Raw genomic sequence first — 22,151 nt, 5'->3', positions numbered from 1 at the left:
CAGCGATACTGTCACGCCCCGGACGGGTGTCGGCGGCTCGGTCACGCCTTGACGCCCCCCTCGGTCAATCCGGTGCGCCAGTACCGCTGGAGCACCGTCATCAGGACCATCAGCGGCAGCACCGCCAGCAGTGCGCCGCCCACCGTGTACTGGTAGAGCACCGGCTGCCGGTCGGCGTACCCGATCCAGGTCGTCAGCCCCAGTTGGACCGGGTAGAGGCCGGAGTCGGAGAGCATCACCAGGGGCAGGAAGTAGTTGTTCCAGATGTGCACGAACTGGAACAGGAAGACGGTGACCAGCGCCGGGCCCATCAGCCGCAACCCCAGCCCGGCGAAGATCCGCGCCTCCCCCGCGCCGTCGATCCGGGCCGCCTCCAGGAGCGCGTCCGGCACCGCCGCGGCCGCGTAGATCCGGCACAGGTAGACCCCGAACGGGCTGACCACACTGGGGATCAGCACCGCCCCGTAGGTGTCGGCCAGGCCCAGCGCGCTGAAGAGGAAGTACAGCGGCAGGGCCAGCGCGGTGCTCGGGATCAGCACCCCGGCCAGCACCAGGCCGAAGACCGTCTCGCGCCCCCGGAACGGGAATTTGGCCAGCGCGTAGCCCGCCGCGGCGGACAGCAGGGTGGCGCAGACCGCGCCGACCCCGGCGTAGAGCAGGGAGTTGGCGAACCAGCGGGCGTAGACGCCGTGGTCGTAGGTGAGCACGTCGGCGAGGTACCGGAGGGGCCTCGGGTGGCCGGAGAACCAGAAGCCGAAGGTGCCGAAGAGGTCGGCGCTGCTCTTGGTGGCGGAGACGACCAGCCAGTAGACGGGCGCGAGGAAGTAGAGGGCGGCGACGGCCAGCAGCGAACTGGTGATGATCCGTTGGCGGACGGGGGCCCGGGTTCTGCTCGCGGTCCCCTTCCCTCGCCCGCCGGGCGCCCGAGTCCTCATCCGCGGTCCTTCCCGCGCTCGCCGGCCAGCCGCAGGAAGCCGAACGAGGCCGCGCACGCCACCAGCGCCAGCAGCACCGCCTCGGCCGCCGCCCGGTGCTGGTTGTTGCCGACGAACGCCTCGCTGTAGGCATGCAGGTTGGGGGTGTAGCCGGAGTCGATGGAGGAGGCGAGCGGGCGCAGCACCATCGGCTCGGCGAACAGCTGGAGGGTGCCGATGATGCTGAAGACGGTGGTGAGCACCAGCGCCGGGCGGAGCAGCGGGAGCTTGACGTACCGGGCCACCTGCCAGCCGCTCGCGCCGTCGATCCGCGCGGCCTCGTACAGCTCGCCGGGGACCGACTTCAGCTGGGCGATCAGCACCAGCATGGTGTAGCCGGTGAACTGCCAGGTGACGATGTTGGCGACGGACCACAGCACATTGCCGTGGGAGAGGAAGTCGACGTTCCAGCCGACCGCTTGGGCGATCCGCACCAACGGGGAGAGGCCGGGGACGTAGAGGAAGCCCCACAGGATCGAGGCGATCACCCCGGGCACCCCGTAGGGCAGGAAGAAGGCGCTGCGGAAGAAGGCGACCCAGCGGGCGGCGGCGCTCTCCAGGAGCAGCGCCAGCACGGTGGCGAACACGGTCATCAGCGGGATCTGCACGACGCCGAAGAGCAGCACCCGGCCGAAGCCGGCCAGGAACCGGTCGTCGGCGAGCGCCTGCGCGTAGTTGGCGAGGCCGGCGAAGGTCTCGTGCTCCGTCCCGAGGCCGAGCGGCCCGGTGCGGCGGGTGCGCCGGAGGCTGGTCCACACGGCGTAGCAGACCGGGGCGAGGTAGCAGAGGGCGAAGACGGCGAGGAAGGGCAGGACGAAACCGGCCGCGGCCCGGGTGTTGCGGACGCCGCGGCGCCCGGTTCGGCGCGGGCGCCGGCCAGCCGCCGCGGTCATGTGCCGCTCTCCGCCTTCAGGCCCTTGTCCCGCAGGTCGGCGACGGTCTGGCGCTGCACCTTCGTCAGCACCGACCGGAACGAACCGCCGTCGGCGAGCGCGTCGGTGAAGGCGTCCCCGAGCCGCTGGAAGAGGGTGTCGACGCCCGGCCCCCACTGCCAGCTGGTGTCCACGTGCGCCCCGGCGTCGGCGAAGACCCTGCTGTACGGCTGGCCGCCGAAGAAGTCCTTGTCGGTGTCGAGGGCGGTGGTGGCGTAGCCGGTCCTGGCGCTGGGGAAGCCGTAGCCGCCCTTGAGGAGCAGCGCGATCGACTCCGGGGCGGTGTTGAGCCAGACGGCGAAGTCCAGGGCGTCCTTGGGGTAGCTCGCCTTGGCGAAGACGGCGGTGGTGGAGCCGCCCCAGTTGGCGTACGCGCGGCCGCCGGGCTGCCACTGGGGCAGCGGCGCGGCCCGCCACTTCCCCTTGGTGCCGGGTGCGTTGCCGGCCAGCAGGGCGTCGCCCCAACTGGCGCCCACCCAGGCCGGGATGGCGCCGGTCTGGAGGTCCTTGTACCAGGCGTCCCGGCGGTCCGGGATGGTCTTGACGAGCTTGCGCCGGACCAGCCGCTCCCAGTAGTCGGCGACCCGGCGGGTGGGGGCGTCGTCGAGGTGCACGATCCAGGTGTCGCCGCGGGTGGCGTACCACTTGGCGCCGGCCTGCCAGGCCAGGCCGGCGAAGCGGTTGCCGTTGGTCGGGGCGAAGGTCTCGATCCAGGCGCCGTGCCGGCGGACCTCCTCGGCCGCGGTCTCGTACGCGTCCCACGTCCGCGGCACCTGGATGCCCCACCGGTCGAAGAGGTCCTGCCGGACGAACAGCCCCATCGGCCCGCTGGCCTGCGGGATGGCGTAGATCCCGGAGCCGAAGACGGACTGCCGCCACTGCCAGGCGAAGAACGCGTCGCGGTGCCGGGCGGCGCCGAGCGGGGCGAGGTCGCGCAGCCCGCCGTCCAGCAGGAAGCCGGGGATCACCGGGAACTCGATCTGGCCCAGGTCCGGCGGGTTGCCGGCCTTGATCGCGGCGTGCATCTTGGCGTACTGCTCGCCGTTGACCGCCGACACCTTCTCGACCTTGACCTGGACCTCGGGGTGCTTGCGGTTCCACAGGTCCACGGGCCGGTCGATGCCCGGTACCCAGGACCAGAAGGTGAGGGTGATCTTCTGGCCCTTCTTCCGCTCCCGGGGCGCGCCGTCGGCGGCGCAGCCGGCGAGCGCGATGCCGGCGGCGGCCGCGGCCGCCCCGCCCAGGACCGTTCTCCGGCGGACGCCGCCGGGGGTGTCTGTGCTGGTCATGCCGGCTCCTTGAGGGGGATGCGGGCGCCGCCTGCGGCGGAGGGTGCGGTGGGGTGGGGTCCCTGGTGAGTGGCGAGGTCGGGGCGGGGGTCGGAATCGCTTGGCTCACGGGTCCCCCCGGCCGGGCCAGGACGTAGGACGTCCCCTGTCCTGCGGACGATAAGAAGGCCCCAACTAGCCGTCAAGGCACGCAACATGACGCTTTTTCGTGTCGGCAACGACACCGCCGACGCGGGGTGAAATCCCGGTGAACGGGACGAACGCGATAAACCCGGCACCAGGGGCGGCCGGGTACAGCCGGGCCCGGCCGGCGGCGATCGCCCGGCCGGCAGGGATCGCCCGTCTGCGGGGAACCCGGCGACAGGCGCTACGCGGTCAGCCGGCGCCGGATGCCGTCGAAGTGCCGGTGCATCGCCGCCACCGCCCGCTCCCCGTCACCCGCCTCCAAGGCGTCGACGATCTCCTTGTGCTGACGGTAGGTCACCTCGGGGTCCGGCCGGACGTCGGCGAGGTCCTCGCGGACCCGGCGCAGCGCCGCCCAGAACGCGTCCAGCACCTCGCTCAGCAGGTGGTTACCGAGCGAGCGGTACAGTGCGAGGTGGAAGGCCCGGTCGGTGGCGCTGAGCACCTCCCCGCCGCGCGCCTCCTCCGCCATCCGCTGCACCAGCGCCTTGAGGACGGCGAGGTCCTCGTCCGGCAGCCCGCGCGCCACGGTGCCGATCAGCCCCGCCTCCAGGGCCTCCCGGACCTCCATCAGCTCATACAGGCTGGGCTCCCCCTGGTGGTGGCGGACCGCGGCCCGGAAGGCGACGCCCTCGACGAACGGTTCGAGGGTGAGCGCGCCGACGTAGGTGCCGAAGCCGTGCCGGATCTCGACGATCCGCATGGCCTGCAGCGCCTTGAGCGCCTCCCGCACCGAGTTGCGGCTGACGTCGAGCATGGCGACCAGCTCGGCCTCGGTGGGCAGCGGATCGCCCGACGTCAGCCCGCGGTCCAGGATCAGCTGCTTGATCCGCGCCTGGACGTCCTCGGACATCGTGCCTCGCGCCATCCCCATCGCCCTCTTCCCTCTCCCGCGCCTCATCTGCCGCGCGCCGCCGCCCGTTTGGCCCGCGTCGGGGCGGAGCTCCTTGACCGGGCACCTGCGCGCATGCCTATTGTGACCGCGAGATCGGACATCCCATGTCCGATGTGCCAGCTCAGAGCCGCCCTTGGAGCCCCCATGGCACTCACCGTCCCGCTGCACGGCGTCATCCCCCCGGTCTGCACCCCGCTCGACCCGCACGGCGAGGTCGACACCGCCTCCCTGACCCGCCTGGTCTGCCACCTCCTCGACTCCGGCGTCCACGGCCTGTTCGCCCTGGGATCCACCAGCGAGGCCGTGTACCTGACCAACCATCAACGGGCCACCGTCCTGGAGACGGTGGTCACCGCCGCCGCCGGCCGGGTCCCGGTGCTGGCCGGCGTCATCGACACCACCACCGCCCGCGTCCTGGAGCACGCCCGGACCGCCGCCGCGCTCGGCGCCGACGGCCTGGTGGCCACCGCCCCCTTCTACACCCGCACCCACCCCCGCGAGGTCGCCGCCCACTTCCGGCACCTGCGCACCGCCACCGGCCTGCCGCTGATCGCGTACGACATCCCGGTCTCGGTGCACCACAAGCTCCCCCCCGCCCTGGTCCGCGAACTGGCCGAGGACGGCACCCTCGCCGGGCTCAAGGACTCCAGCGGCGACGACGGGGCGCTGCGCCGCCTGCTGGTCGCGCTCGGCGGCCGCACCGCCCGGCGCACCGGCCCCGCACCCGCCTTCGCCGTCCTCACCGGCTCCGAACTCACCGCCGACGCCGCCCTGTTGGCGGGCGCCGACGGCATCGTCCCGGGCCTGGGCAACGTGGACCCGGCGGGCTACGTGCGGCTCTACGACGCCGCCCGCGCCGGCGACTGGCCCCAAGCGGCCGCCGAACAGGAGCGGCTGGTCTCCCTCTTCGACCTCACCGACACCGGCCCGGAGGCCGAGATGGGCCGCAGCTCCTCCGCCCTCGGCGGCTTCAAGGCGGCCCTCCAGCTGCTCGGCGTGATCGCCCGCCGCGACACGGCGGTACCGCAGCTCCCGCTGAGCGAGGAGTCGGTCGCGGAGGTAGGACGTCGGCTGACCGAGGCCGGTCTGCACCCCGCCCCCTGAAGCCCCCGGACACGCCCCGCGGCCCCCTGCCCGGCACCCCGTACGGGTGACACCACCCGCACCCGGCCCCACAGGACCGGCCAGTGCGGCACCATGCCGCGCCATGGATGCCGTACGCGTCGCCCTGCTGCGTGAGGTCCTCGCAGGGACCGAGTGGATCGAGGCCACCCGCCGCTTCGCCGATTCCCTGCGGGCCGCCGTCGCCCCGCACGGCGGCGGTCTGCTGCTGGTCGGCAGCGCCGCCTACGAGCCCTGGCACCTGGCCGCCCACCTCGACGACGAGGCCGCCTGGTCGGGCCTGCCGGAGCTGTCGCCGACCCTGGTCCGCCACCGGGTGCCCACCGGGGCGCCGCCGCACCTCGCGGTGGGGCCGGGACGGCTGGCGGCGGCCGGACGCGGCGCGACGCTGCTGGTGGTGACGCCCGAGCGGCCGGACGCCGGACTGCTGGAGCGGGTCCACGACGCCCGCCGCAACGGCGCCACGGTGCTCGCCCTGGACTCCGGCGACCGCGATCTCCACGCCCTGGCCCACGACGCGCTGGCCACCGCCCCGCCGCCACCGGAGGTCGCCGCGGCACCCCCGGACCTCCCCGACCTCCCGGACCTCCCGGACACCGCGGACCTCGACCTGGACACCGTCCAGCACCTGGTCAGCGCCGCGGCCGGCGAGAACGGCCGGCCCGCGCCGCGCCGGCACCGCCGCCTCCGCGACCGCCTCGCCCGCCTCGCCGAGGGCCTGGCGACCCCGCCGCCCCCGCGCTGGTGACCGGACCCGGCCGGCGCCTACGCGCCGTCCGCGTCCCCCCTGCCGCCCTCGCCGCCCTTACCGCCCTTACCCATGTCGTGCCACTTGGGGTCGGTCTCCCACTCCAGGTTCCGCTCGCGGGCGGTGTCCATGGCGTGCGCGGCCTCCTCGCGGGTGGCGTACGGGCCGAACCGGTCGGCGGCGCGGCACTGGGGGCCCTCCTCGACCGTCTTGTGCTCAAGGCAGTAGAACCACTCGCCCGGCTTGCCGACCGTCCGCCGTTTGAACAGCGCCATTGCCGCCTCCTGTGCTTGGCTCCCGTTGCCACCATCCTGCCCGACAGCCCGCGGATACACTCGCTGGCATGTCTGGCCAGTCGCTTCTTGTCCCCGGGGAGATCTCCCCCACCCGCCCCGTCCCCGCCTCGATCCCGCGCCCCGAGTACGTCGGCAAGGACGGCCCGACCCCGTACGCCGGGTCCGAGGTGCAGGACGCCGAAACCATCGAGCGGATGCGGATCGCCGGCCGGATCGCCGCCCAGGCGATGGCGGAGGCCGCCAAGCTGATCGCGCCCGGCGTGACCACCGACGAACTGGACCGGGTCGCCCACGAGTTCATGTGCGACCACGGCGCCTACCCCTCCACGCTCGGCTACCGCGGCTTCCCCAAGTCCCTGTGCTCCTCGCTCAACGAGGTCATCTGCCACGGCATCCCGGACTCGACCGTCCTGAAGGACGGCGACATCGTGAACCTGGACGTGACCGCGTACATCAACGGCGTGCACGGCGACAACAACGCCACCTACCTGTGCGGTGAGGTGGGCGAGGAGTCGCGGCTGCTGGTGGAGCGCACCCGGGAGGCGCTCAACCGCGCGATCAAGGCCGTCAAGCCGGGCCGCCAGATCAACATCATCGGCCGGGTCATCGAGTCCTACGCCAAGCGCTTCGGCTACGGCGTGGTCCGCGACTTCACCGGCCACGGCATCAACTCGTCGTTCCACTCCGGTCTGATCGTCCCGCACTACGACAGCCCGCACCACACCACCGACATCAAGCCCGGCATGACCTTCACGATCGAGCCGATGCTGACGCTGGGCACGCACGAGTACGACATGTGGGAGGACGGCTGGACCGTGGTCACCAAGGACCGCAAGCGGACCGCGCAGTTCGAGCACACGCTGGTGGTCACCGAGACCGGGGCGGAGATCCTTACGCTGCCCTGATCCGGGCCGGAGTAGCGTTTTTACCGACAGGTTGTCGGGAACAGGTTGACCAGGGCGCGCACCGCGTAGTTAGGTAACCCTAATCTGGCGGCTGCGCGCAGTCGTCGGCCTGTTCCCGACATGCCATCCCTGTCCGCGCGCTGGAGGACGTCCCCCAGGGCCTCGCCGCGGACCCGGTCGCGGGCCCCTTCATCCGCCCGGAGCTGGCCCGCACCGCCGAGCTGGCGCGCGACCTCGCCCACCTCGGCGGCCCCGACTGGCGCACCGGCCTGGAGCCGCTGCCGGCCACCGTCGCGTACGCCGACCGGATAGCCGCCTGCGCCCGCGACTGGCCGGCCGGGTACGTCGCCCACCACTACACCCGCTACCTCGGCGACCTCTCCGGCGGCCAGATCATCCGCGGCACCGCCGAGAAGACCTGGGGCTTCGCGCGCAAGGGCGACGGCGTCCGCTTCTACGTCTTCGAGGCCATCGGCAACCCCGCCGCCTTCAAGCGCGACTACCGCGAACTCCTCGACGGGCTGCCGCTCGACGACCTGGAGAAGCAGCGCGTCATCGACGAGTGCAAGCGCGCCTTCGCCCTGAACAGCGCCGTCTTCCGGGAGTTGGGCAACGCGTTCCCGCTGACCGCCTGAGCGCCTGAGCGCCTGACCGCTCGACCGCCCACGGCGCGCACCCGCCCCGCGTACGCCCGTGCGCACACCTCCGAGCCGCCCCCCGGCATCCGCCAGGGGGCGCACCCGTGCGGCCGGCCGGCACCGAGACGGCGCGAAAGCCGACAAGGTGGGCGCCCGCGAACACCCGGCGGCCCGGCGGAAAACAAACGCCACCCCGACCGCCGCGCCCGCCGTCGGCCACCGGGTATGGTTGCCGCCGAATCGTGCCACCCCGGCGGCCTCCCGTCCGCCCCGGTCGCCCCGAAGGAGCCCGAGCCCCATGACACGCAGGTCGCCGTTCCGGGTGCCCGCAGCGCTGACGTCGGCAGCAGCCGCGCTGGCGGTACTGAGCGGATGCATGACGGTGCACGGCGAGCGCGAGGTGCTGCCCGCGGTGTCGCAGGCTGACGCCGCCAAGGCCCTCAAGCACTTCGCCAACGGCTTCAACAAGGCCAACCGCACGCTGGACTCGACGGTGAACGCCTCGTACGAATCCGGTGCGCTGCTCGCCATCGACCAGGCGGGGATAAAGGCCGCGCACGGCGTCCGCCCCGACGGCAACCCGAACTTCACCCCGCTGGCGTTCACGGACACCCACTTCACGGTGCCCCAGCAGAAGGGTTGGCCGAAGTTCTTCGTCGCGGACGGGCTCAGCAACCGCCAGGGCCAGGGCGGCCAGAACACCCGCTGGTTCCTGGTGTTCAGCCGGGACAGCGTCACCGCGAAGTGGCGGGCGACGTACCTCGCGACGTTCCCCGGCAACAAGGCCCCGGAGTTGAAGGTCACCGACGGCTTCGCCGAAGCGGTGCCCGCGGACGGTTCGTCGGGGCTCGCGGTCGACCCGGGCAAGCTGAGCCAGGCGTACGCGGACTACCTCAACACCGGTAAGGGCGACGCGTTCGCGCCCGGCCAGGAGACCGACAGGCTGCGGGCCTGGCGCGCCTCCCAGGCCAACCAGCCGGGGGCCCGGATCCAGTGGCAGGACCAGGCGTCGGAGCTGCCGCCGGTGGCGCTGCGGACGACGGACGGCGGGGCCCTGGTGTTCTTCTCGACCGTCTACCACCAGCAGAAGACGGTCTCCAAGGGCCTGATGATCACCGTGCCGGCGGAGCTGCGCGGGATCATGGAAGGTCCGGCGAAGAAGAACACCTCGCGGATGGCGTTCACGACGGTGTCGGGCCAGACGGTGCTGGTGCCGGCGAAGAGCGCCGGCGGCAAGGTCGCGGTGCTGAACCGGATCGAGGCGAAGACCTCGGCGAAGGCGCTGTAGCCGGCGGGGCCACCGGCGGATCGGCGGCCCCGAGGTGCGGGAACGGAACCGGCGCGGGCCGGTCAGCGGCCGATCGGCCAGGCCGCCGTCTCGTGGTCCGGTTCGCGGCCGATGAACTCCGCGCAGGCGTCGGTGAGGGTCTCCAGCAGCGTCAGCGGGTCGGGCAGCGGGAGCTCGGGGCCGCGCAGCCAGGTCACCGCGGGCTGGTCACCGAGGAGGGCGGACGGCGGCAGGAGGACGTAGCTGCCGCGGCAGTGCCAGCGCAGGCCGGGGTGCTCGTCGAGGGTCTCGGGATGGCAGTCCAGCTCGCACGGCCACCACTCGTCCTCGTCGTCGGGGGTGCCGCGGGTGGCGGTGAAGAAGAGCATCCGGCCGTCGCCGATACCGGCGCCGCTGAGGCTGACCGGGCCGACGTCGATGCCGGCCGCGTCCAGTCGGTCGAGGGCGCTGCGGCCGGCCTCGACGGGGACGTCGAGGACGTCGTGGGCCATGCCGGTGGCGGTGATGAAGTTGGCCTGCGGGAGGGTGCGGACCCAGGCGGCGACCTTGTCGCGGTCGGTGGTGGCGACGGTCTGCCAGCCGAAGGAGATGGGGTGGCGGCCGGGGGTGGGACAGCCGATGCGTTCGCAGGAACAGCCGTAGCCGGCCGGATGGGCGGCGGGGGCGACCGGGAAGCCCGCGTCGACCGCCGCCATCAGCAGGTCCTCGCGGCCGCGTGCGGCGGCCGATCCCGTGTCCGTATCGGCGCCCGATCCGCTCCTCGGCCGGCGCAGCCACTGGGAGAACCTGCTCTTGCGTTCCATCAATCCCCTCACTTCGAGCGGTGGTCTGGGGTCAATGCTGCCACCATCCTGGGCCCCAGGTGACCGGTGTGCGGATCCGGGGTGAACGCGGCACGGGCGAAGGTGGGCATTTCACGCCAATGCCGCCCGGCCGCCCTGGCGGGTCAGTCGCGCCGGCCCAGACCGCGGATCACCTGGTCGACGAGGGTGTCGACGAAGGCGTAGGTGAGTTCCCCGGTACGCATCAGCCAGCGCTGCGAGAAGGGACTCAGCAGCATCTCGGCGCCGATCCGGACGTCGGCGTCCGGGTCCAGGTCGCCGGCTTCCTGGGCGGCGCGGAGCCGGTCGACGTAGACCCGGATACCGGGCTCCATGAGGCGGCCGACGAAGGTGCGGGAGAGCTCCTCGTCGTTGGCGCCGGCCGCCGCGAGGGCCCGGTAGGGGGCCTGCCAGGCGGCGTCGTTGAACTCGTCGGCGGTGGCGCGCAGGACGGTCTTGAGGTCGGCGGCGAGGTCGCCGGTGTCGGGCAGCCCCACCTGGCCGTACTCGTCGACGACGGAACCGAAGGCGTCGAGCAGGACGGCGGCCTTGGAGGGCCACCAGCGGTAGATGGTCTGCTTGCCGACGCCGGCGCGGGCGGCGATGCCCTCGATGGTGAGTTTGTCGTAGCCGACCTCGCCGACGAGGGCGAGGGCGGCCTCGAAGATCGCCTGGCGGGAGCGCTCGCTGCGGCGGGAGGCGTCGGGGGCTGGTTTGTTGGCCATGGCCGGAAGTGTATCGAGCAGGAGGCGAGACGTATCGTCTTGACAATACGGAACGTCTCGCCCGATGATGAGCGGGATGCGAGCGAGACGAACCGTCTCGGTCGGGGCGCGGGGGCCTGTTCCGGCAAAGCCCGCGCCGTTCGCCCCTCCTACTGGCCCTACGGGAAGGAACTCACCTCATGAGCAAGGGAAATGCCGCCGGCATGCTGGGCGTCGGGGGAACCCGCAGCAAGCTCTCGCGGGGCGCCCTGCGCGGCGGCGCGGGCGGGCGCACCCAGGACACACCGGGGCCGCACGACCCGCAGGAACGGCGGCGCGAGCTGCTACGGAAGATGCAGGAGCGGACCCGGAGCACCTGACGCGGCGCGGGGTACGGGGGCGACGGGCGGGCCGCCGCCGGGCGACCGGCCTCAGCGCGGCCAGGTGTCGCCCCAGGCCGCGTCGCGCGCCTCGCGGTAGGCGGCACCGTGCCGCTTGGTGACGGTGTCCCGCCGCAGGGCGTCGTCCGCGGTGCACAGGTCCAGCAGCACCTGGCCCTTGCGGATCTGCGGCTTGCGGACGATCCGGGCGGCGGCCGGCCCGGCCGGGAGGCGGGTGGCGGCGACGTAGCTGAACTTCTCGTCCTCGTAGGCCAGGGAGCCGCCCTTGACCTGGCGGTGCAGGGAGGACCGGCTGACCCGGACCGAGAAGTGGCACCAGTCCTCGCCCGGGACGATCGGGCAGGCGGCGCTGTGCGGGCACGGCGCGACGATCCGCAGCCCGGCGGCGACCAACTGCTCGCGGGCCTCGCGGATCCGCAGATAGCCCTCGGGGGTGCCCGGTTCGATCAGGACCACGGCCCGCGCGGCGGCCGCCGCGGCCACCACCGCGCGGCGGTCCTCGGGGCGCAGCTCGCCCAGCACGTAGGAGACGGTGACCAGGTCGGTGTCGTCGGGGAGGGTGAGGCCGTCGCCGAGCGCCTGCCGCCGCCAGGTGACGTCCGGCAGGATCCCCGCGGCCAGGTCGCGGCCCAGGTCGAGCGCGGGCTGCGCCCAGTCCAGGACCGTGCTGCGCGGGCCGTCCCAGGTGGCGGCGGTGGCCCAGGTGGCCGCGCCGGTACCGCCGCCGACGTCGACGTGGGTGGCCGGGGACCAGTCCGGGACGCGGGCGGCGAAGGCGGCGAGCGCGGCCCGCACCGCCTCGAAGGTGGCCGGCATCCGGTAGGCGGCGTACGCGGCGACGTCGCCGCGGTCCCGGAGCACCGGGGCGTCGGTGGGGGTGCGGCCCCGGTAGTTGGCGATCAGTCGCTCGACGGCCTGCGCGGCCTGCTTGGGCGGCAGGCCGTCGAGCAGGCCCGCCAGGGCGGTGCGCAGTTCGTCGTGCATTCGGGAAAGTTTACGGGGGTCCCGGCCGGCGCCGTGCCGGGCCGGGACGGGGCGGGTTCAGGCGGCGGCCACCGCGCGGGCGAGGTGGGTGGCGGCCGCCGCCCGCGGGGCGCTGCCGCCCGTGCGGCGCCGGGGGTGGACGGTGTTGGCGAGCAGCACCAGGAAGGTGTCGGTGGCGCGGTCCAGGACCAGGCTGGTGCCGGTGAACCCGGTGTGGCCGGCCGCGCCCCGCCCGGCCAGCTCGCCCATGAAGTAGGGCTGGTCGACGGCGAAGCCGAGGCCGGGCGGGTCGAGCAGGGCGGCGACCGCGGCCGGGCCGAGGATCCGGGCGGTGCCGTACGCGCCGCCGTTGAGCAGCGTCCGGCACAGCACGGCCAGGTCCTGGGCGGTGGAGAACAGGCCCGCGTGGCCGGCCACACCGCCCAGCGCCCAGGCGTTCTCGTCGTGCACCTCGCCGCGCAGCGGGCCCCGGTCCGCCTTGGCCCACGGCCGCCGCTGGTCCTCGGTGGCGGCCACGCCCTGCGGCGCCAGCGGCCCGTAGCAGGTGCTGGTCAGGCCCAGCGGACCGGTGATGCCGTCGCGGACCAGGGCGTCCAGGGGGCGGCCGGTGAGCCGTTCCAGGAGCAGTTGGAGGGCGATGAGGTTGAGGTCGGAGTAGCGGTGCGCGCCGTACCGGCCGCCGGAGGGGGCGGCCGCCTCGGCCCACAGCAGCGCCAGTTGGTCGGCGCGGTCCCGGTGGTCGTGGAAGGGCAGCTCGGGGGCGAGGCCGGAGGTGTGCCGGAGCAGGTCGCGGACGGTGATGCCGGGGGCGAACGCCGGCAGGTGGGCGGCGACCGGCGCGTCGAGGGCGAGATCGCCGCGCTCGGCCTGCTGGACCGCGGCGATTGCGGTGAAGAGTTTGCTGAGCGAGGCGAGGTCGAAGACGGTGCCGACCCGCATCGGCTCCCACAGGTCGCGGGGGAGGTCCAGGCCCCGGTCGCGTTCGGGGTCGTACGCGCGGTAGCGGACCGCCCAGCCGGCGGCCGCCTCGGCGGCGACCACCGGGCCCCGGCCGGCCAGCACCACCGCGCCGGGGCACCACGGTGCACGGCTCTCGGGCAGTGCGCGCACGCCACTGACCAGCCGTGCCATCCAGGCGGGGTCCAGCCCCGCCTCGGCCGGTGTGCCGGGCTTCAGTCTCGGTGCGTTCGGTGCGTTCAGAGCCCAGTCCTCTCGCCGCCGGTGCGTTCCCCCTTACGCTGCCACGGACGGCACATTCCCAGGAAGCTCACGAGCGCGAGAACGGCACACGACAGTTGGACGACGGCCATCGGTACGGCCGTCCGCTCGCCCGCGATGCCCACCAGCGGCGAGGCCACCGCGCCGAGCAGGAACGTCGAGGTGCCCAGCAGCGCGGAGGCGGAGCCGGCCGCGTGCGGGGTGCGCAGCAGCGCCTGGGTGTTGGTGCTCGGCATGACCAGGCCCATCGCGGACATCAGCACGAACAGCCCGGCCGCCACCGGGACCAGCCCGGCCTTGCCGAAGACCCCGGACGACAGCAGCAGCAGGGCCGCGCCGGCCAGCGCGACCAGCACCAGGCCGATGCCCAGCACCTTGTCCAGGCCGACCCGGCCGACCAGCAGCTTGCCGTTGACCTGGCCGACCGCGACCAGCCCGATGGAGTTCAGGCCGAAGAGCAGGCTGAAGGTCTGCGGGGAGGCGCCGTAGATCTCCTGGATGACGAACGGCGAGGCCGAGATGTACGCGAAGAGCGCGGCGAAGGCGAACGCGCCGACCAGGAGGTAGCCGGAGAAGACCCGGTCGGCGAGGAGGTCGCGCATGGTGCGCAGGGCCGGGCCGAGGCCGCCGGGCTGCCGGCGCTCCGGGGGCAGCGTCTCGTCCAGCCGCCGCCAGACGAGGAGGGTGAGCAGCACACCGACCACGGTGAGCACCACGAAGACCCCGCGCCAGTCGGTGACCCGGAGGATCTGGCCGCCGATGAGCGGGGCGACCACCGGCGCCACTCCGGAGATCAGCATCAGCGTGGCGAAGAACCGGGCCATCGCCACCCCGTCGTACAGGTCGCGCACCACCGCCCGCGCGATGACGATGCCGGCCGCGCCCGCCAGCCCCTGGAGCAGGCGGAAGGCGATCAGGATCTCGGCGTTGGTGGCGACCGCGCACAGGGCGGTGGCCAGCACGTAGACGACCATGCCGACGAGCAGTGGGCGGCGGCGGCCCCACTTGTCGCTCATCGGGCCGACGATCATCTGCCCCAGGGCCATGCCCGCCAGGCAGGTGGTGAGGGTCAGTTGGACGGTGGCGGCCGGGCTGTTCAGGGCGGTGGTGACCTGCGGCAGGGCCGGCAGGTACATGTCCATGGAGAGCGGCGGGACCGCGGTGAGGCCGCCGAGGACGAGGGTGACGAGCAGGCTGGTGCGGCGGGACGCGACGGGTGCGGCGGGCGCGTCCCGCCCGGATATGGCGGGCTGCCCGGGTGTCTCGTCCCGGGTCTCGGCGGCGGGAGCGCCGGACTCTGTCATGAGTGTCTCCATGAGTCGGTGATGGCAGCATCATGGTGGCACGCGGCGGACACCTGCCAGGGCGCGTGGACGCAGTCCTTTGGTCCTACGCCCGCCCCGGGGCCGGCGCCGGGGCGGGCCGCCAACTACCGCCCGGCCCGCGGCTCCTGGCGGCACCGCCCGGGTCGCACCCGGTTCGCGCCCGGTTCCCGCCCGGTCCGCCGTTACCCTGCCGACATGGCATATGACGCAGAGCGGGTAGCGGCGGCACAGGCGACACCGGTGGCACGGGCCGGGCAGGTGGGCGGTGCCGCGACCGCGGCCCGCCCGACGCTCCCGGCACCCGCCTCGCGGGGCCGCACCCCGCGCACGGCGCCGACGCCCCAGGAGACCCGGGAGGACCGCGCGGCGGGCCGGAAGGTGGCCCTGGTCACCGGCGCGGGTTCGGGCATCGGGCGGGCGGTCGCCCTGGCGCTGGTCGCCGACAACTGGACGGTGGTCCTGGCCGGCCGGCGCTCCGACGCCCTGGAGGAGACCGCCCGGCAGGTGGGGTACGCGGGCATCGAGGGCCCCGCGGTGCTGCCCGTCCCCACCGACGTCACCCGCCCCGACGAGGTCGACGCCCTCTTCAGCACGATCCGCGACCGGTTCGGCCGGCTGGACCTGCTCTTCAACAACGCGGGCGCCTTCGGCCCGCCGGTCCCGCTGGAGGAGCTCTCCTACGACGACTGGCGGGCGGTGGTCGACGTCAACCTCAACGGCGCCTTCCTGTGCGCCCAGGCCGCGTTCCGCACGATGCGCGGCCAGGACCCGCAGGGCGGCCGGATCATCAACAACGGCTCCATCTCCGCCCACGTGCCGCGGCCGCACTCGATCGCCTACACGGCCACCAAGCACGCGATGACCGGACTCACCAAGTCGCTGTCCCTGGACGGCCGTCCGCACCGGATCGCCTGCGGCCAGATCGACATCGGCAACGCGGCCACCGAGATGACCGGCCGGATGCAGACCGGGATCCTCCAGGCCAACGGCCGCACCGAGGTCGAACCGGTCATGGACGCGGCCGACGTCGCCCGTACGGTCGTGCACATGGCGGCGCTCCCGTTGGAGGCCAATGTGCAGTTCGCGACGGTGATGGCGACCGCGATGCCGTACATCGGGCGGGGTTGAGGCACCACGGGCCGCCCGGGAATAGCCGGGCGGCGGTGGGTGGTTCCCTGGCCATGACACTCGACACCCCCGCCGGGGACACCGCCCGCACACCGGAGATCCTGCGCTACACCGCGTTCTCCACCGACCCCGCGGGCGGCAACCCGGCCGGCGTCGTCCTGGACGCCGCCGGACTGGACGACGCCGCGCAGCTCGCCATCGCCGCCGAACTCGGCTACTCCGAGACCGCGTTCCTCACCGCGCCGCCCGAGGGGCTGGGCGAGCCCGGCCGAGCGTTCACCATCCGGTACTTCAGCCCGCTCGCCGAGGTCGCCTTCTGCGGCCACGCCACGGTCGCCACCGCGGTCGCGTTCGCCGAGCGGCACGGCCCCGGCGACCTGGTCTTCGCCACCCAGGCGGGCCCGGTCCCGGTGACCGTCGCCCGGCACGACGGCGCCCTGCGGGCCACCCTGACCAGCGTCGAACCGCGCATCGAGCCGATCACCCCGGCCGACCTCGACGAGGCGCTGGCCGCACTGGACTGGCCGGCCGCCGACCTCGACCCGGCGCTGCCGCCCCGCATCGCCTACGCCGGCAACCGCCACCTGGTCCTCGGCGCCGCCACCCGCTCGCGGCTGGCCAAGCTCGACTACGACTTCGACCGGCTGGCCGCCCTGATGCACCGCCTGGACCTGACGACGCTTCAGCTGGTCTGGCGGGAGAGCGACACCGTCTTCCACGTCCGCGACCCGTTCCCGATCGGCGGCGTGGTGGAGGACCCGGCGACCGGCGCCGCGGCCGCCGCCTTCGGCGCGTACACCCGCGCCCTGGGACTGGTCACCGCCCCGACGACGCTCACCCTCCACCAGGGGCACGACCTGGGCCGCCCCGGCCTGCTGACCGTCGACCTGCGGTCCGGCGACCCGCGCTCACACGTCAGCGGAACCGCCACCCGGATCACGGCAACGGACGCCTGAGACCTCGGGCGGGACCCCGGTCCCGCCCCCTCCTTGACCATCGGTCGGCCACGCCGCGCCACCGCCCCGACGGCATCCGGGCCCCGGCCGCCTTCCGGACCGCGGACCGTATCGGGGGGGCGCCCGCCGGAGCCGATCCGGCCCCCGGCTCACCCCGACCCCGGCTCATCCCGCCCCCGGAACGCCCTCTCCCGGCACCGCGCACACCGCTCCCCGCGGCGCGCAGGACACCGTGACCACTCCCCGTCCGGCGCCCCCGGACGGCTGGACGGTCGCGCCGCCCTCCCGATGCCCCGCCCCGAAGGTGTCGTCCCGCCACCCGAGCAGCGCCGACGCCACCACCGCTATCAGCACCAGCACGGCGAAGATCAGCAACGGCCGGGCCCGTACCAGCAGTTGACGCACCCGCCCGGTCCGCCGTCCGGGCCCGCGGTACGCCCCTCGACCCCCCGGGCCGACGCCCGGCCCCCGCACCGTCGCCGGACGGCGGTGCCAGCCCAGCGCCCGCCCGATCCGTCTCTTCCAATACACCAGCCGGTAGTAGTGCTTCAGCACCTCGGCGCCCCCTCGTGTGACTGCCCGGGAAGCCACGAGGGTACTGCCCGACGGCTTCCGCGACGCCCGCCCGCCCCGGGCGACGGGCCCGCCGCACGTCCCCGAAGGACACCCGACGGGCCCGACGGCCGACGCCGCTCAGCCCCAGAGGCCGCCGCCGTTCCCCTCGTCCGGTTCGACCCACCAGCCGTTACGGCAGATCCGGCCCTCCGGATCCCGGTCGCCCTCGGCGTACTCGCCGGACCCGGTGGTCTCACCGTGCGGACCGCGCCCCCAACTCGTGTAGTAGTAGCGGCACCCCTGCCCCTGGGCCGAGGCGGCCGGCGCCGCCACCATTCCCGCACTCAGCACGCACAGCCCCACCAGCACGATCCGCGTCAGCTTCCCCATCAGCCCATCCTCCCCCGCGCCCAACGGCGCACGGATATACCCGACTTCTCCCGATCATCCGAGAGCGGCGCAACAGTAGCCCGCGCCGCACTCGCCCCTGTATTCCCCGAACTGACGAGTTTGCGAAGCGAGAAGGGAATGCAGAGCGGCGAGAAGGCCCTTCGGAGCGGGCGCCCCCACAGAAAAGACCCCACTCCAACCCCCTGAGCAGGCGGGGGCGGAGTGGGGCCGGGGCGGCGTCCGCGCGACGCGGACGCCGGGCGGGGACCGCCGTCAGCCCAGACCGGGCAGGCCGCCCTGGAGCGGAAGCCGGCCCGTGACGGGCGCCCCCTGCGCAGGCAGCGCGCCGGTCACCGCCTTCCCGGACAGCGTGTCCGTCAGCGCCTTGGCCGGCACGGCGTCGCCCAGGCCCTTCCCGGGCAGCCCGTCGGCCGGCAGCCCACCGAGCAGTCCACCGTCGGCGGTGGCCGCCTGCGCCGTGTCGCCCAGCAGCTCCCCGGCCGCACCGGCGGTCGCACCGGTCGCCTGCGCCGCCGGCGGCGCCACCTTCGCCGCGGCCCCGCCGACCGCCCTGGTCTCCGCGGGCACCACCTTGTCGACGACCTTCCCCTGGGCACCACCGGCGACATGCGTCGCCTGCTGCGCGACACCGCCCACCGTGTCCCCCACGCTGCCGGGGTCCACGTTGGTCAGCCCGCCCAGGTCGGGGGTCTTCGGTCCGTCGGCGGCGTGGGCGCCGGCAGCCGACCCCAGCGTCATCGCGGCCGCGGCCATACCCACTGCCGTCAGAACTCGTCGCATCAAGGCTCCTAGATGAATGGAGATGTGCTTGTGTGATGAGAACGATGAGCTGCGCACCCGGACACGCCCGGTCAACGCCGGCACGGCGCGGAGAGCGGGGAGGGGGCGGACGAGTCGGCCTGTACGCCGGGTTCTGTCTCCGGGCGACCTTGCGGTCGGCCGGGAGGCGGCCATCCATCTAGGGCTGCCGTTGCCGACAGCCTCGTGCGGTCTACCCGCGGACTCGGGCTGGCAGCCCTCGAACGTCCGCGCAGGGCCATCAGCCGATGGCCCCTCTTGACCTTGCTCCGGGTGGGGTTTACCTAGCTGCCCAGGTCACCCTGGGCACTGGTGGTCTCTTACACCACCGTTTCACCCTTACCTGGGCCGTGCGGCCCTGGCGGTCTGCTTTCTGTGGCACTGTCCCGCGGGTCACCCCGGGTGGGCGTTACCCACCACCCTGCCTTGTGGAGCCCGGACGTTCCTCGGGGGGATCGATGATCCCCACGCGGCCGCCCGGCCGGCTCGTCCGCCGTGCCGACCATGCTACCTGGCGGATTCCGGCGGCTTGACCTTGCCGTTGCGGCAACGTTTCTACTGGGCTCATGCGTATCGGGGAACTCGCCGGGCTTGCCGGCGTCAGCACGCGGACCATACGGCACTACCACCAGCTGGGGCTGCTTCCGGAGCCGGTCCGGCGGGCCAATGGCTACCGGGAGTACGGGCTGCGGGACGCGGTCGCGCTGGCGCGGGTGCGGCGGCTGACGGAGCTGGGGCTCGGGCTGGAGGAGGTTCGGGACGTGCTGGCCGACGACGCCGGCCGGGAGCTGCGGGAGGTGCTGGCGGAGCTGGACGAGGACCTGGCGCGGCAGGAGGCGGCGATCCGGGCCCGGCGGGAGCGGTTGGCGGAGGTGCTGCGGCGCAGCGAGGAGCCGGGTGGGCTGCCGCAGGAGGGCCCGGTGTCGGAGCAACTGGCCGAGCTGTTCGCGGAGATGGCGCGGACGTCGGCGACGCTGCCGGGGCCGGAGCCGGCGATGGCGGTGCGGGAGCGGGAGGTGCTGGCCCTGCTGGACGCGTCGGGCGACGGCCGGGCGCAGGGGGCGATGGCGGCGGCGCTGCGGGAGATGTTCGTGGCGCCGGGCTCGATGGAGCGGGCGTATGCGGCGTACGGGCTGCTGGACGAGCTGGCGGGGGCGGCGACGGACGATCCGCGGGTGGTGGAGGCCGCGCGGGCGCTGGTGGAGTGCGTGCCCGACAGGGTGGTGGCGGCGATCGCCGCCGGGGCCGGGCCGGTGGCGGACTCGGGGCGGGCGACCGAGGTCTGGGCGGACCTGATGTTGGCGGAGCTGGCGCCGGCGCAGGCGGAGGCGATGCGGGTGGCGATGCGGATGATCGGGGAGGGGACGCGATGAGCGCGAGGAACGACGCCCGGTTCGGGGAGCGGGTGCGGCGGCTGCTGCGGCACGAGGGGCAGTGGCTGGCGAGCCTGGTGTGGTGGGTGGCGCGGCGCCGGGTGGGGGTGCCGGAGGGTGCGCGGGCGCTGCCGTACGCGGGCGCGCAGGCGGCGATGTCGTACGGGCTGGCGTTCGTGTTCGTGGTGGAGACGGTCGGGGTGAGCCTGCTGTTGCAGGACCATCCGGAACTGCACGCGGTGGCGCTGGTGGGCGACATCTACACCGTGCTGCTGGTGCTGGGGAGCCAGGCCGCGGCGGTGACCCGGCCGCATGTGCTGGGCGCGGAGGACCTGCTGGTGCGGAACGGTGCGCGGATGGAGCTGCGGATTCCGCTGGCGTCGATCGCGTCGGTCCGGTACGACCTGCGGTCCCGGCAGGACGGGCACAGCGGCGCGGGCGACGGCCGGCAGGACGCCGGCCGGCTGGAGTTGGCCATCGCCGGGCAGACCTCGGTGACGGTGGAGCTGACCGAGCCGGTGGTCGTGGTGCGGCTGCTGGGGCGGCGGGAGACGGTGCGCACGGTCCGGTTCCACGCGGATGACGCGCGGGGCGCGGTGGGCGCGGTGCGGGGCGCGGTGGAGGCCGTACGGGCGGCGCGGTCCGTGGCGGAGCGCGGGGAGCCGGTCACACCGGGGTGAAGCGGACCGGTTCGCGGCCCGGTTCGGCGCCGGCCAGGCGGACCCGGATGCGCCGGCCGAGGGGCAGCGCGGGGCCGCCGGGGGCGGTCTGGACGGGGCCGATGACGGCCGGTTCGCAGAGGTGGACGGTCCCCTGGGTGGGGTCGTCCTCGTGGCGGTCGACGACCAGGGCTTCGAAGGTCTCGCCGACCCGGTCGCGCAGCAGGGCCGCCTCAACGAGGTCGACGCAGGCCCGCTCGACCTGGTTGGCGCGCTGGCTGCCGGTCTCCATCTGGTGCGGGAGGGCGGGCAGGGCGGCGCGGACCCAGCCGGGCGGGGCGTGGCCGGCCGCGGCGGCCAGGCACAGCTCGGAGGCGTAGCGGTCGACGAGCCGCCGCAGCGGTGCGGTGGCGTGGGCGTACGGGGCGGCGACCGCGGCGTGCACGGTGGCGGTGGGCGGTGGGGCGGTGCCGTCGAAGACCGTGTAGCCGGCGCCGCGGAGCAGGGCGGTGCACTCCTGGAGGAAGGCCGCGTGGCCGGCGTCGCGCGGGTCCAGGGTGCGGAGCAGCGCCGCGTACGAGGTGTGGTGGGGCCAGTCGACGCCGAGGGCCTGGGCGGTGAGGCGGAGCCGGGCGACCGAGCCGTCGGGGGCGGAGGGCAGGGTGCGCAGGATGCCAGTGCCGGCGGCGAGCATCAGCTCGGCCGCGGCCATGCCGGTGAGCAGGGAGATCTGGGCGTTCCAGGCGGCGGACGGGAGCGGGGCGCGGTAGGCGAGGGTGTAGCGGCCGTCGCGTTCGACGATCTCCTGCTCGGGAACGTCGAGGGAGATCGCGCCGCGGGCCGCCGCCAGCTCCTCGCGGCGCAGCCCGATCTCGCGGAGCAGGGCGAGCGGTTCCTCGGCGGTGCCGTCGTCGAGGACGCGTTGGACGCCGGCGTAGTCGAGGCGGGCGCGGGAGCGGACCAGGGCGCGGCGGACGGTGGTGGCGGTCGGCGCGCCGTCGGCGTCGAGGGTGAACTCCCACAGGACGGCCGGACGGTCCTGGTCGGGCAGCAGGCTGGCGGCGCCCTCGCTGAGCACGGTGGGGTGCAGCGGGATCCGCTCGTCGGGGAAGTACAGGGTGGCCACCCGGTGGTGCGCCTCGGCGTCCAGGGCGCCGCCGGGGGTGACGAAGGAGGCGACGTCGGCGATGGCGTAGTGGACGCGGTAGCCGCCGCCGGGCCGCCGGGCGAGGAACATCGCCTGGTCCAGGTCCTGGGCGCCGGGCGGGTCGAGGGTGAACAGGGGCAGGTCGGTGGCGTTGTCCAGGGTGTGCTCGGTGGCCACCTCGCCGTCGCCCGCCGGGATGCGCGGGGCGCGGGCGGCGCTCTCCGCCTCGGCCTGCGCGGTGGGCGGGAAGTGGTCGGGGATCTCCAGCCGCATGCGCAGCTCCTGCAGGGCGGCCCGGAGGGGGGCCTCCGCTGCGTCGGTCACATGCATATGGCGACGGGGCATGGAATCGAGCGTATGGCCGCCGGGCGCTCCCGGCGCGGCGTACGGGGGCCGGGCGG

General features: G+C 74.3%; 23 protein-coding genes, 1 other RNA gene and 1 pseudogene. 10 read left to right on the top strand and 15 right to left on the bottom strand.

Annotation, left to right across the window (positions count from 1 at the left end; translation table 11 throughout):
- Positions 1-41: 41 nt before the first annotated feature.
- The 4 genes from CG747_RS11215 to CG747_RS11200 all read right to left on the bottom strand — a co-directional run bounded on the left by CG747_RS11215 (position 42) and on the right by CG747_RS11200 (position 4,246).
- Complete coding sequence (locus CG747_RS11215) at positions 42-935, bottom strand: carbohydrate ABC transporter permease (protein WP_100601519.1); 894 nt, start codon at positions 933-935, stop codon at positions 42-44.
- Positions 932-1,867: a carbohydrate ABC transporter permease gene (locus tag CG747_RS11210; RefSeq protein ID WP_100601518.1), complete on the bottom strand. Its 936-nt coding sequence runs from the start codon at positions 1,865-1,867 to the stop codon at positions 932-934. The genes CG747_RS11215 and CG747_RS11210 overlap by 4 nt, the downstream gene beginning before the upstream one ends.
- On the bottom strand, positions 1,864-3,195 hold the full coding sequence (locus CG747_RS11205) for an ABC transporter substrate-binding protein (RefSeq protein WP_100601517.1): 1,332 nt from the start codon (positions 3,193-3,195) through the stop codon (positions 1,864-1,866). The genes CG747_RS11210 and CG747_RS11205 overlap by 4 nt, the downstream gene beginning before the upstream one ends.
- A 367-nt stretch (positions 3,196-3,562) precedes the next feature.
- Complete coding sequence (locus CG747_RS11200; RefSeq protein WP_100601601.1) at positions 3,563-4,246, bottom strand: FadR/GntR family transcriptional regulator; 684 nt, start codon at positions 4,244-4,246, stop codon at positions 3,563-3,565.
- Positions 4,247-4,417: 171 nt separating this feature from the next.
- On the opposite strand from CG747_RS11200, the gene CG747_RS11195 reads away from it, so the two are divergent.
- Complete coding sequence (locus CG747_RS11195) at positions 4,418-5,377, top strand: dihydrodipicolinate synthase family protein (protein WP_100601516.1); 960 nt, start codon at positions 4,418-4,420, stop codon at positions 5,375-5,377.
- 103 nt (positions 5,378-5,480) lie between these two features.
- Positions 5,481-6,143 (top strand): hypothetical protein, encoded by a 663-nt coding sequence (locus CG747_RS11190; RefSeq protein WP_100601515.1) that lies wholly within the window; start codon positions 5,481-5,483, stop codon positions 6,141-6,143.
- Positions 6,144-6,160: 17 nt separating this feature from the next.
- Here CG747_RS11190 and CG747_RS11185 read toward each other — a convergent pair whose 3' ends face one another.
- Positions 6,161-6,418, bottom strand: coding sequence for a hypothetical protein (locus CG747_RS11185; protein ID WP_100601514.1), 258 nt, complete (start codon positions 6,416-6,418; stop codon positions 6,161-6,163).
- A gap of 68 nt (positions 6,419-6,486) precedes the next feature.
- Between CG747_RS11185 and map the strand changes: the two genes are divergently transcribed.
- The 3 genes and pseudogenes from map to CG747_RS11165 all read left to right on the top strand — a co-directional run bounded on the left by map (position 6,487) and on the right by CG747_RS11165 (position 9,270).
- Positions 6,487-7,344 carry a type I methionyl aminopeptidase gene (map, locus tag CG747_RS11180; RefSeq protein ID WP_100601513.1) on the top strand — a complete coding sequence of 286 codons (858 nt, stop codon included), beginning with the start codon at positions 6,487-6,489 and terminating at the stop codon, positions 7,342-7,344.
- 134 nt (positions 7,345-7,478) lie between these two features.
- Positions 7,479-7,979, top strand: a pseudogene (locus CG747_RS11175) (heme oxygenase (biliverdin-producing)); the annotation flags it as partial.
- 301 nt (positions 7,980-8,280) lie between these two features.
- A complete protein-coding gene (locus CG747_RS11165; protein ID WP_257980332.1) occupies positions 8,281-9,270 on the top strand; it encodes a hypothetical protein in 990 nt (329 codons plus the stop codon).
- Positions 9,271-9,332: 62 nt separating this feature from the next.
- Here the strand turns inward: CG747_RS11165 and CG747_RS11160 are convergent, their stop codons facing one another.
- Together CG747_RS11160 and CG747_RS11155 are read right to left on the bottom strand one after the other, a co-directional pair.
- The gene (locus tag CG747_RS11160) at positions 9,333-10,073 is read right to left on the bottom strand and encodes a bifunctional DNA primase/polymerase (RefSeq protein WP_100601511.1); all 741 of its coding nucleotides are present in this window, start codon (positions 10,071-10,073) and stop codon (positions 9,333-9,335) included.
- A 143-nt stretch (positions 10,074-10,216) separates the two neighbouring features.
- Complete coding sequence (locus CG747_RS11155) at positions 10,217-10,816, bottom strand: TetR/AcrR family transcriptional regulator (protein WP_100601510.1); 600 nt, start codon at positions 10,814-10,816, stop codon at positions 10,217-10,219.
- A gap of 179 nt (positions 10,817-10,995) precedes the next feature.
- On the opposite strand from CG747_RS11155, the gene CG747_RS11150 reads away from it, so the two are divergent.
- A complete protein-coding gene (locus tag CG747_RS11150; RefSeq protein ID WP_100601509.1) occupies positions 10,996-11,175 on the top strand; it encodes a DUF6243 family protein in 180 nt (59 codons plus the stop codon).
- A gap of 51 nt (positions 11,176-11,226) precedes the next feature.
- On the opposite strand, the gene CG747_RS11145 is transcribed toward CG747_RS11150, so the two are convergent.
- From CG747_RS11145 to CG747_RS11135, 3 genes are all read right to left on the bottom strand, one after another.
- Positions 11,227-12,180 (bottom strand): small ribosomal subunit Rsm22 family protein, encoded by a 954-nt coding sequence (locus tag CG747_RS11145; RefSeq protein ID WP_100601508.1) that lies wholly within the window; start codon positions 12,178-12,180, stop codon positions 11,227-11,229.
- Between the two features lie 57 nt (positions 12,181-12,237).
- Positions 12,238-13,311: a serine hydrolase gene (locus CG747_RS11140; RefSeq protein WP_257980331.1), complete on the bottom strand. Its 1,074-nt coding sequence runs from the start codon at positions 13,309-13,311 to the stop codon at positions 12,238-12,240.
- Positions 13,312-13,376: 65 nt separating this feature from the next.
- A complete protein-coding gene (locus tag CG747_RS11135) occupies positions 13,377-14,702 on the bottom strand; it encodes a multidrug effflux MFS transporter (RefSeq protein ID WP_100601506.1) in 1,326 nt (441 codons plus the stop codon).
- A 216-nt stretch (positions 14,703-14,918) separates the two neighbouring features.
- On the opposite strand from CG747_RS11135, the gene CG747_RS11130 reads away from it, so the two are divergent.
- Positions 14,919-15,851, top strand: coding sequence for an SDR family oxidoreductase (locus tag CG747_RS11130; RefSeq protein WP_257980330.1), 933 nt, complete (start codon positions 14,919-14,921; stop codon positions 15,849-15,851).
- 53 nt (positions 15,852-15,904) lie between these two features.
- The gene (locus tag CG747_RS11125) at positions 15,905-16,807 is read left to right on the top strand and encodes a PhzF family phenazine biosynthesis protein (protein ID WP_100601505.1); all 903 of its coding nucleotides are present in this window, start codon (positions 15,905-15,907) and stop codon (positions 16,805-16,807) included.
- Between the two features lie 165 nt (positions 16,808-16,972).
- Here the strand turns inward: CG747_RS11125 and CG747_RS11120 are convergent, their stop codons facing one another.
- From CG747_RS11120 to rnpB, 4 genes are all read right to left on the bottom strand, one after another.
- Positions 16,973-17,362: a hypothetical protein gene (locus CG747_RS11120; protein ID WP_100601504.1), complete on the bottom strand. Its 390-nt coding sequence runs from the start codon at positions 17,360-17,362 to the stop codon at positions 16,973-16,975.
- A gap of 138 nt (positions 17,363-17,500) precedes the next feature.
- Positions 17,501-17,752, bottom strand: coding sequence for a hypothetical protein (locus CG747_RS11115; protein WP_100601503.1), 252 nt, complete (start codon positions 17,750-17,752; stop codon positions 17,501-17,503).
- A gap of 273 nt (positions 17,753-18,025) precedes the next feature.
- Entirely contained in the window at positions 18,026-18,553 is a 528-nt protein-coding gene (locus CG747_RS11110; RefSeq protein ID WP_257980329.1) for a hypothetical protein, read from the bottom strand.
- 106 nt (positions 18,554-18,659) lie between these two features.
- Positions 18,660-19,060, bottom strand: an RNA gene (rnpB, locus tag CG747_RS11105) — RNase P RNA component class A.
- Positions 19,061-19,137: 77 nt separating this feature from the next.
- On the opposite strand from rnpB, the gene CG747_RS11100 reads away from it, so the two are divergent.
- Together CG747_RS11100 and CG747_RS11095 are read left to right on the top strand one after the other, a co-directional pair.
- The gene (locus CG747_RS11100; protein ID WP_100601501.1) at positions 19,138-19,944 is read left to right on the top strand and encodes a MerR family transcriptional regulator; all 807 of its coding nucleotides are present in this window, start codon (positions 19,138-19,140) and stop codon (positions 19,942-19,944) included.
- Positions 19,941-20,624, top strand: coding sequence for a hypothetical protein (locus CG747_RS11095; protein ID WP_100601500.1), 684 nt, complete (start codon positions 19,941-19,943; stop codon positions 20,622-20,624). Before CG747_RS11100 ends, CG747_RS11095 begins: the two co-directional genes overlap by 4 nt.
- On the opposite strand, the gene CG747_RS11090 is transcribed toward CG747_RS11095, so the two are convergent.
- Positions 20,611-22,095, bottom strand: a complete 1,485-nt coding sequence (locus tag CG747_RS11090; protein WP_100601499.1) for an RNB domain-containing ribonuclease — start codon at positions 22,093-22,095, stop codon at positions 20,611-20,613. The two genes, CG747_RS11095 and CG747_RS11090, sit on opposite strands and share 14 nt — an antisense overlap.
- Positions 22,096-22,151: the final 56 nt, after the last annotated feature.

Origin of the sequence: Streptomyces sp. CB02959 (assembly GCF_002803155.1) — a bacterium.
GTDB lineage: Bacteria > Actinomycetota > Actinomycetes > Streptomycetales > Streptomycetaceae > Streptomyces.
The sequence above is the reverse complement of the archived record's forward strand: the minus strand, read 5'-3'. Positions and strand labels throughout refer to the sequence as shown.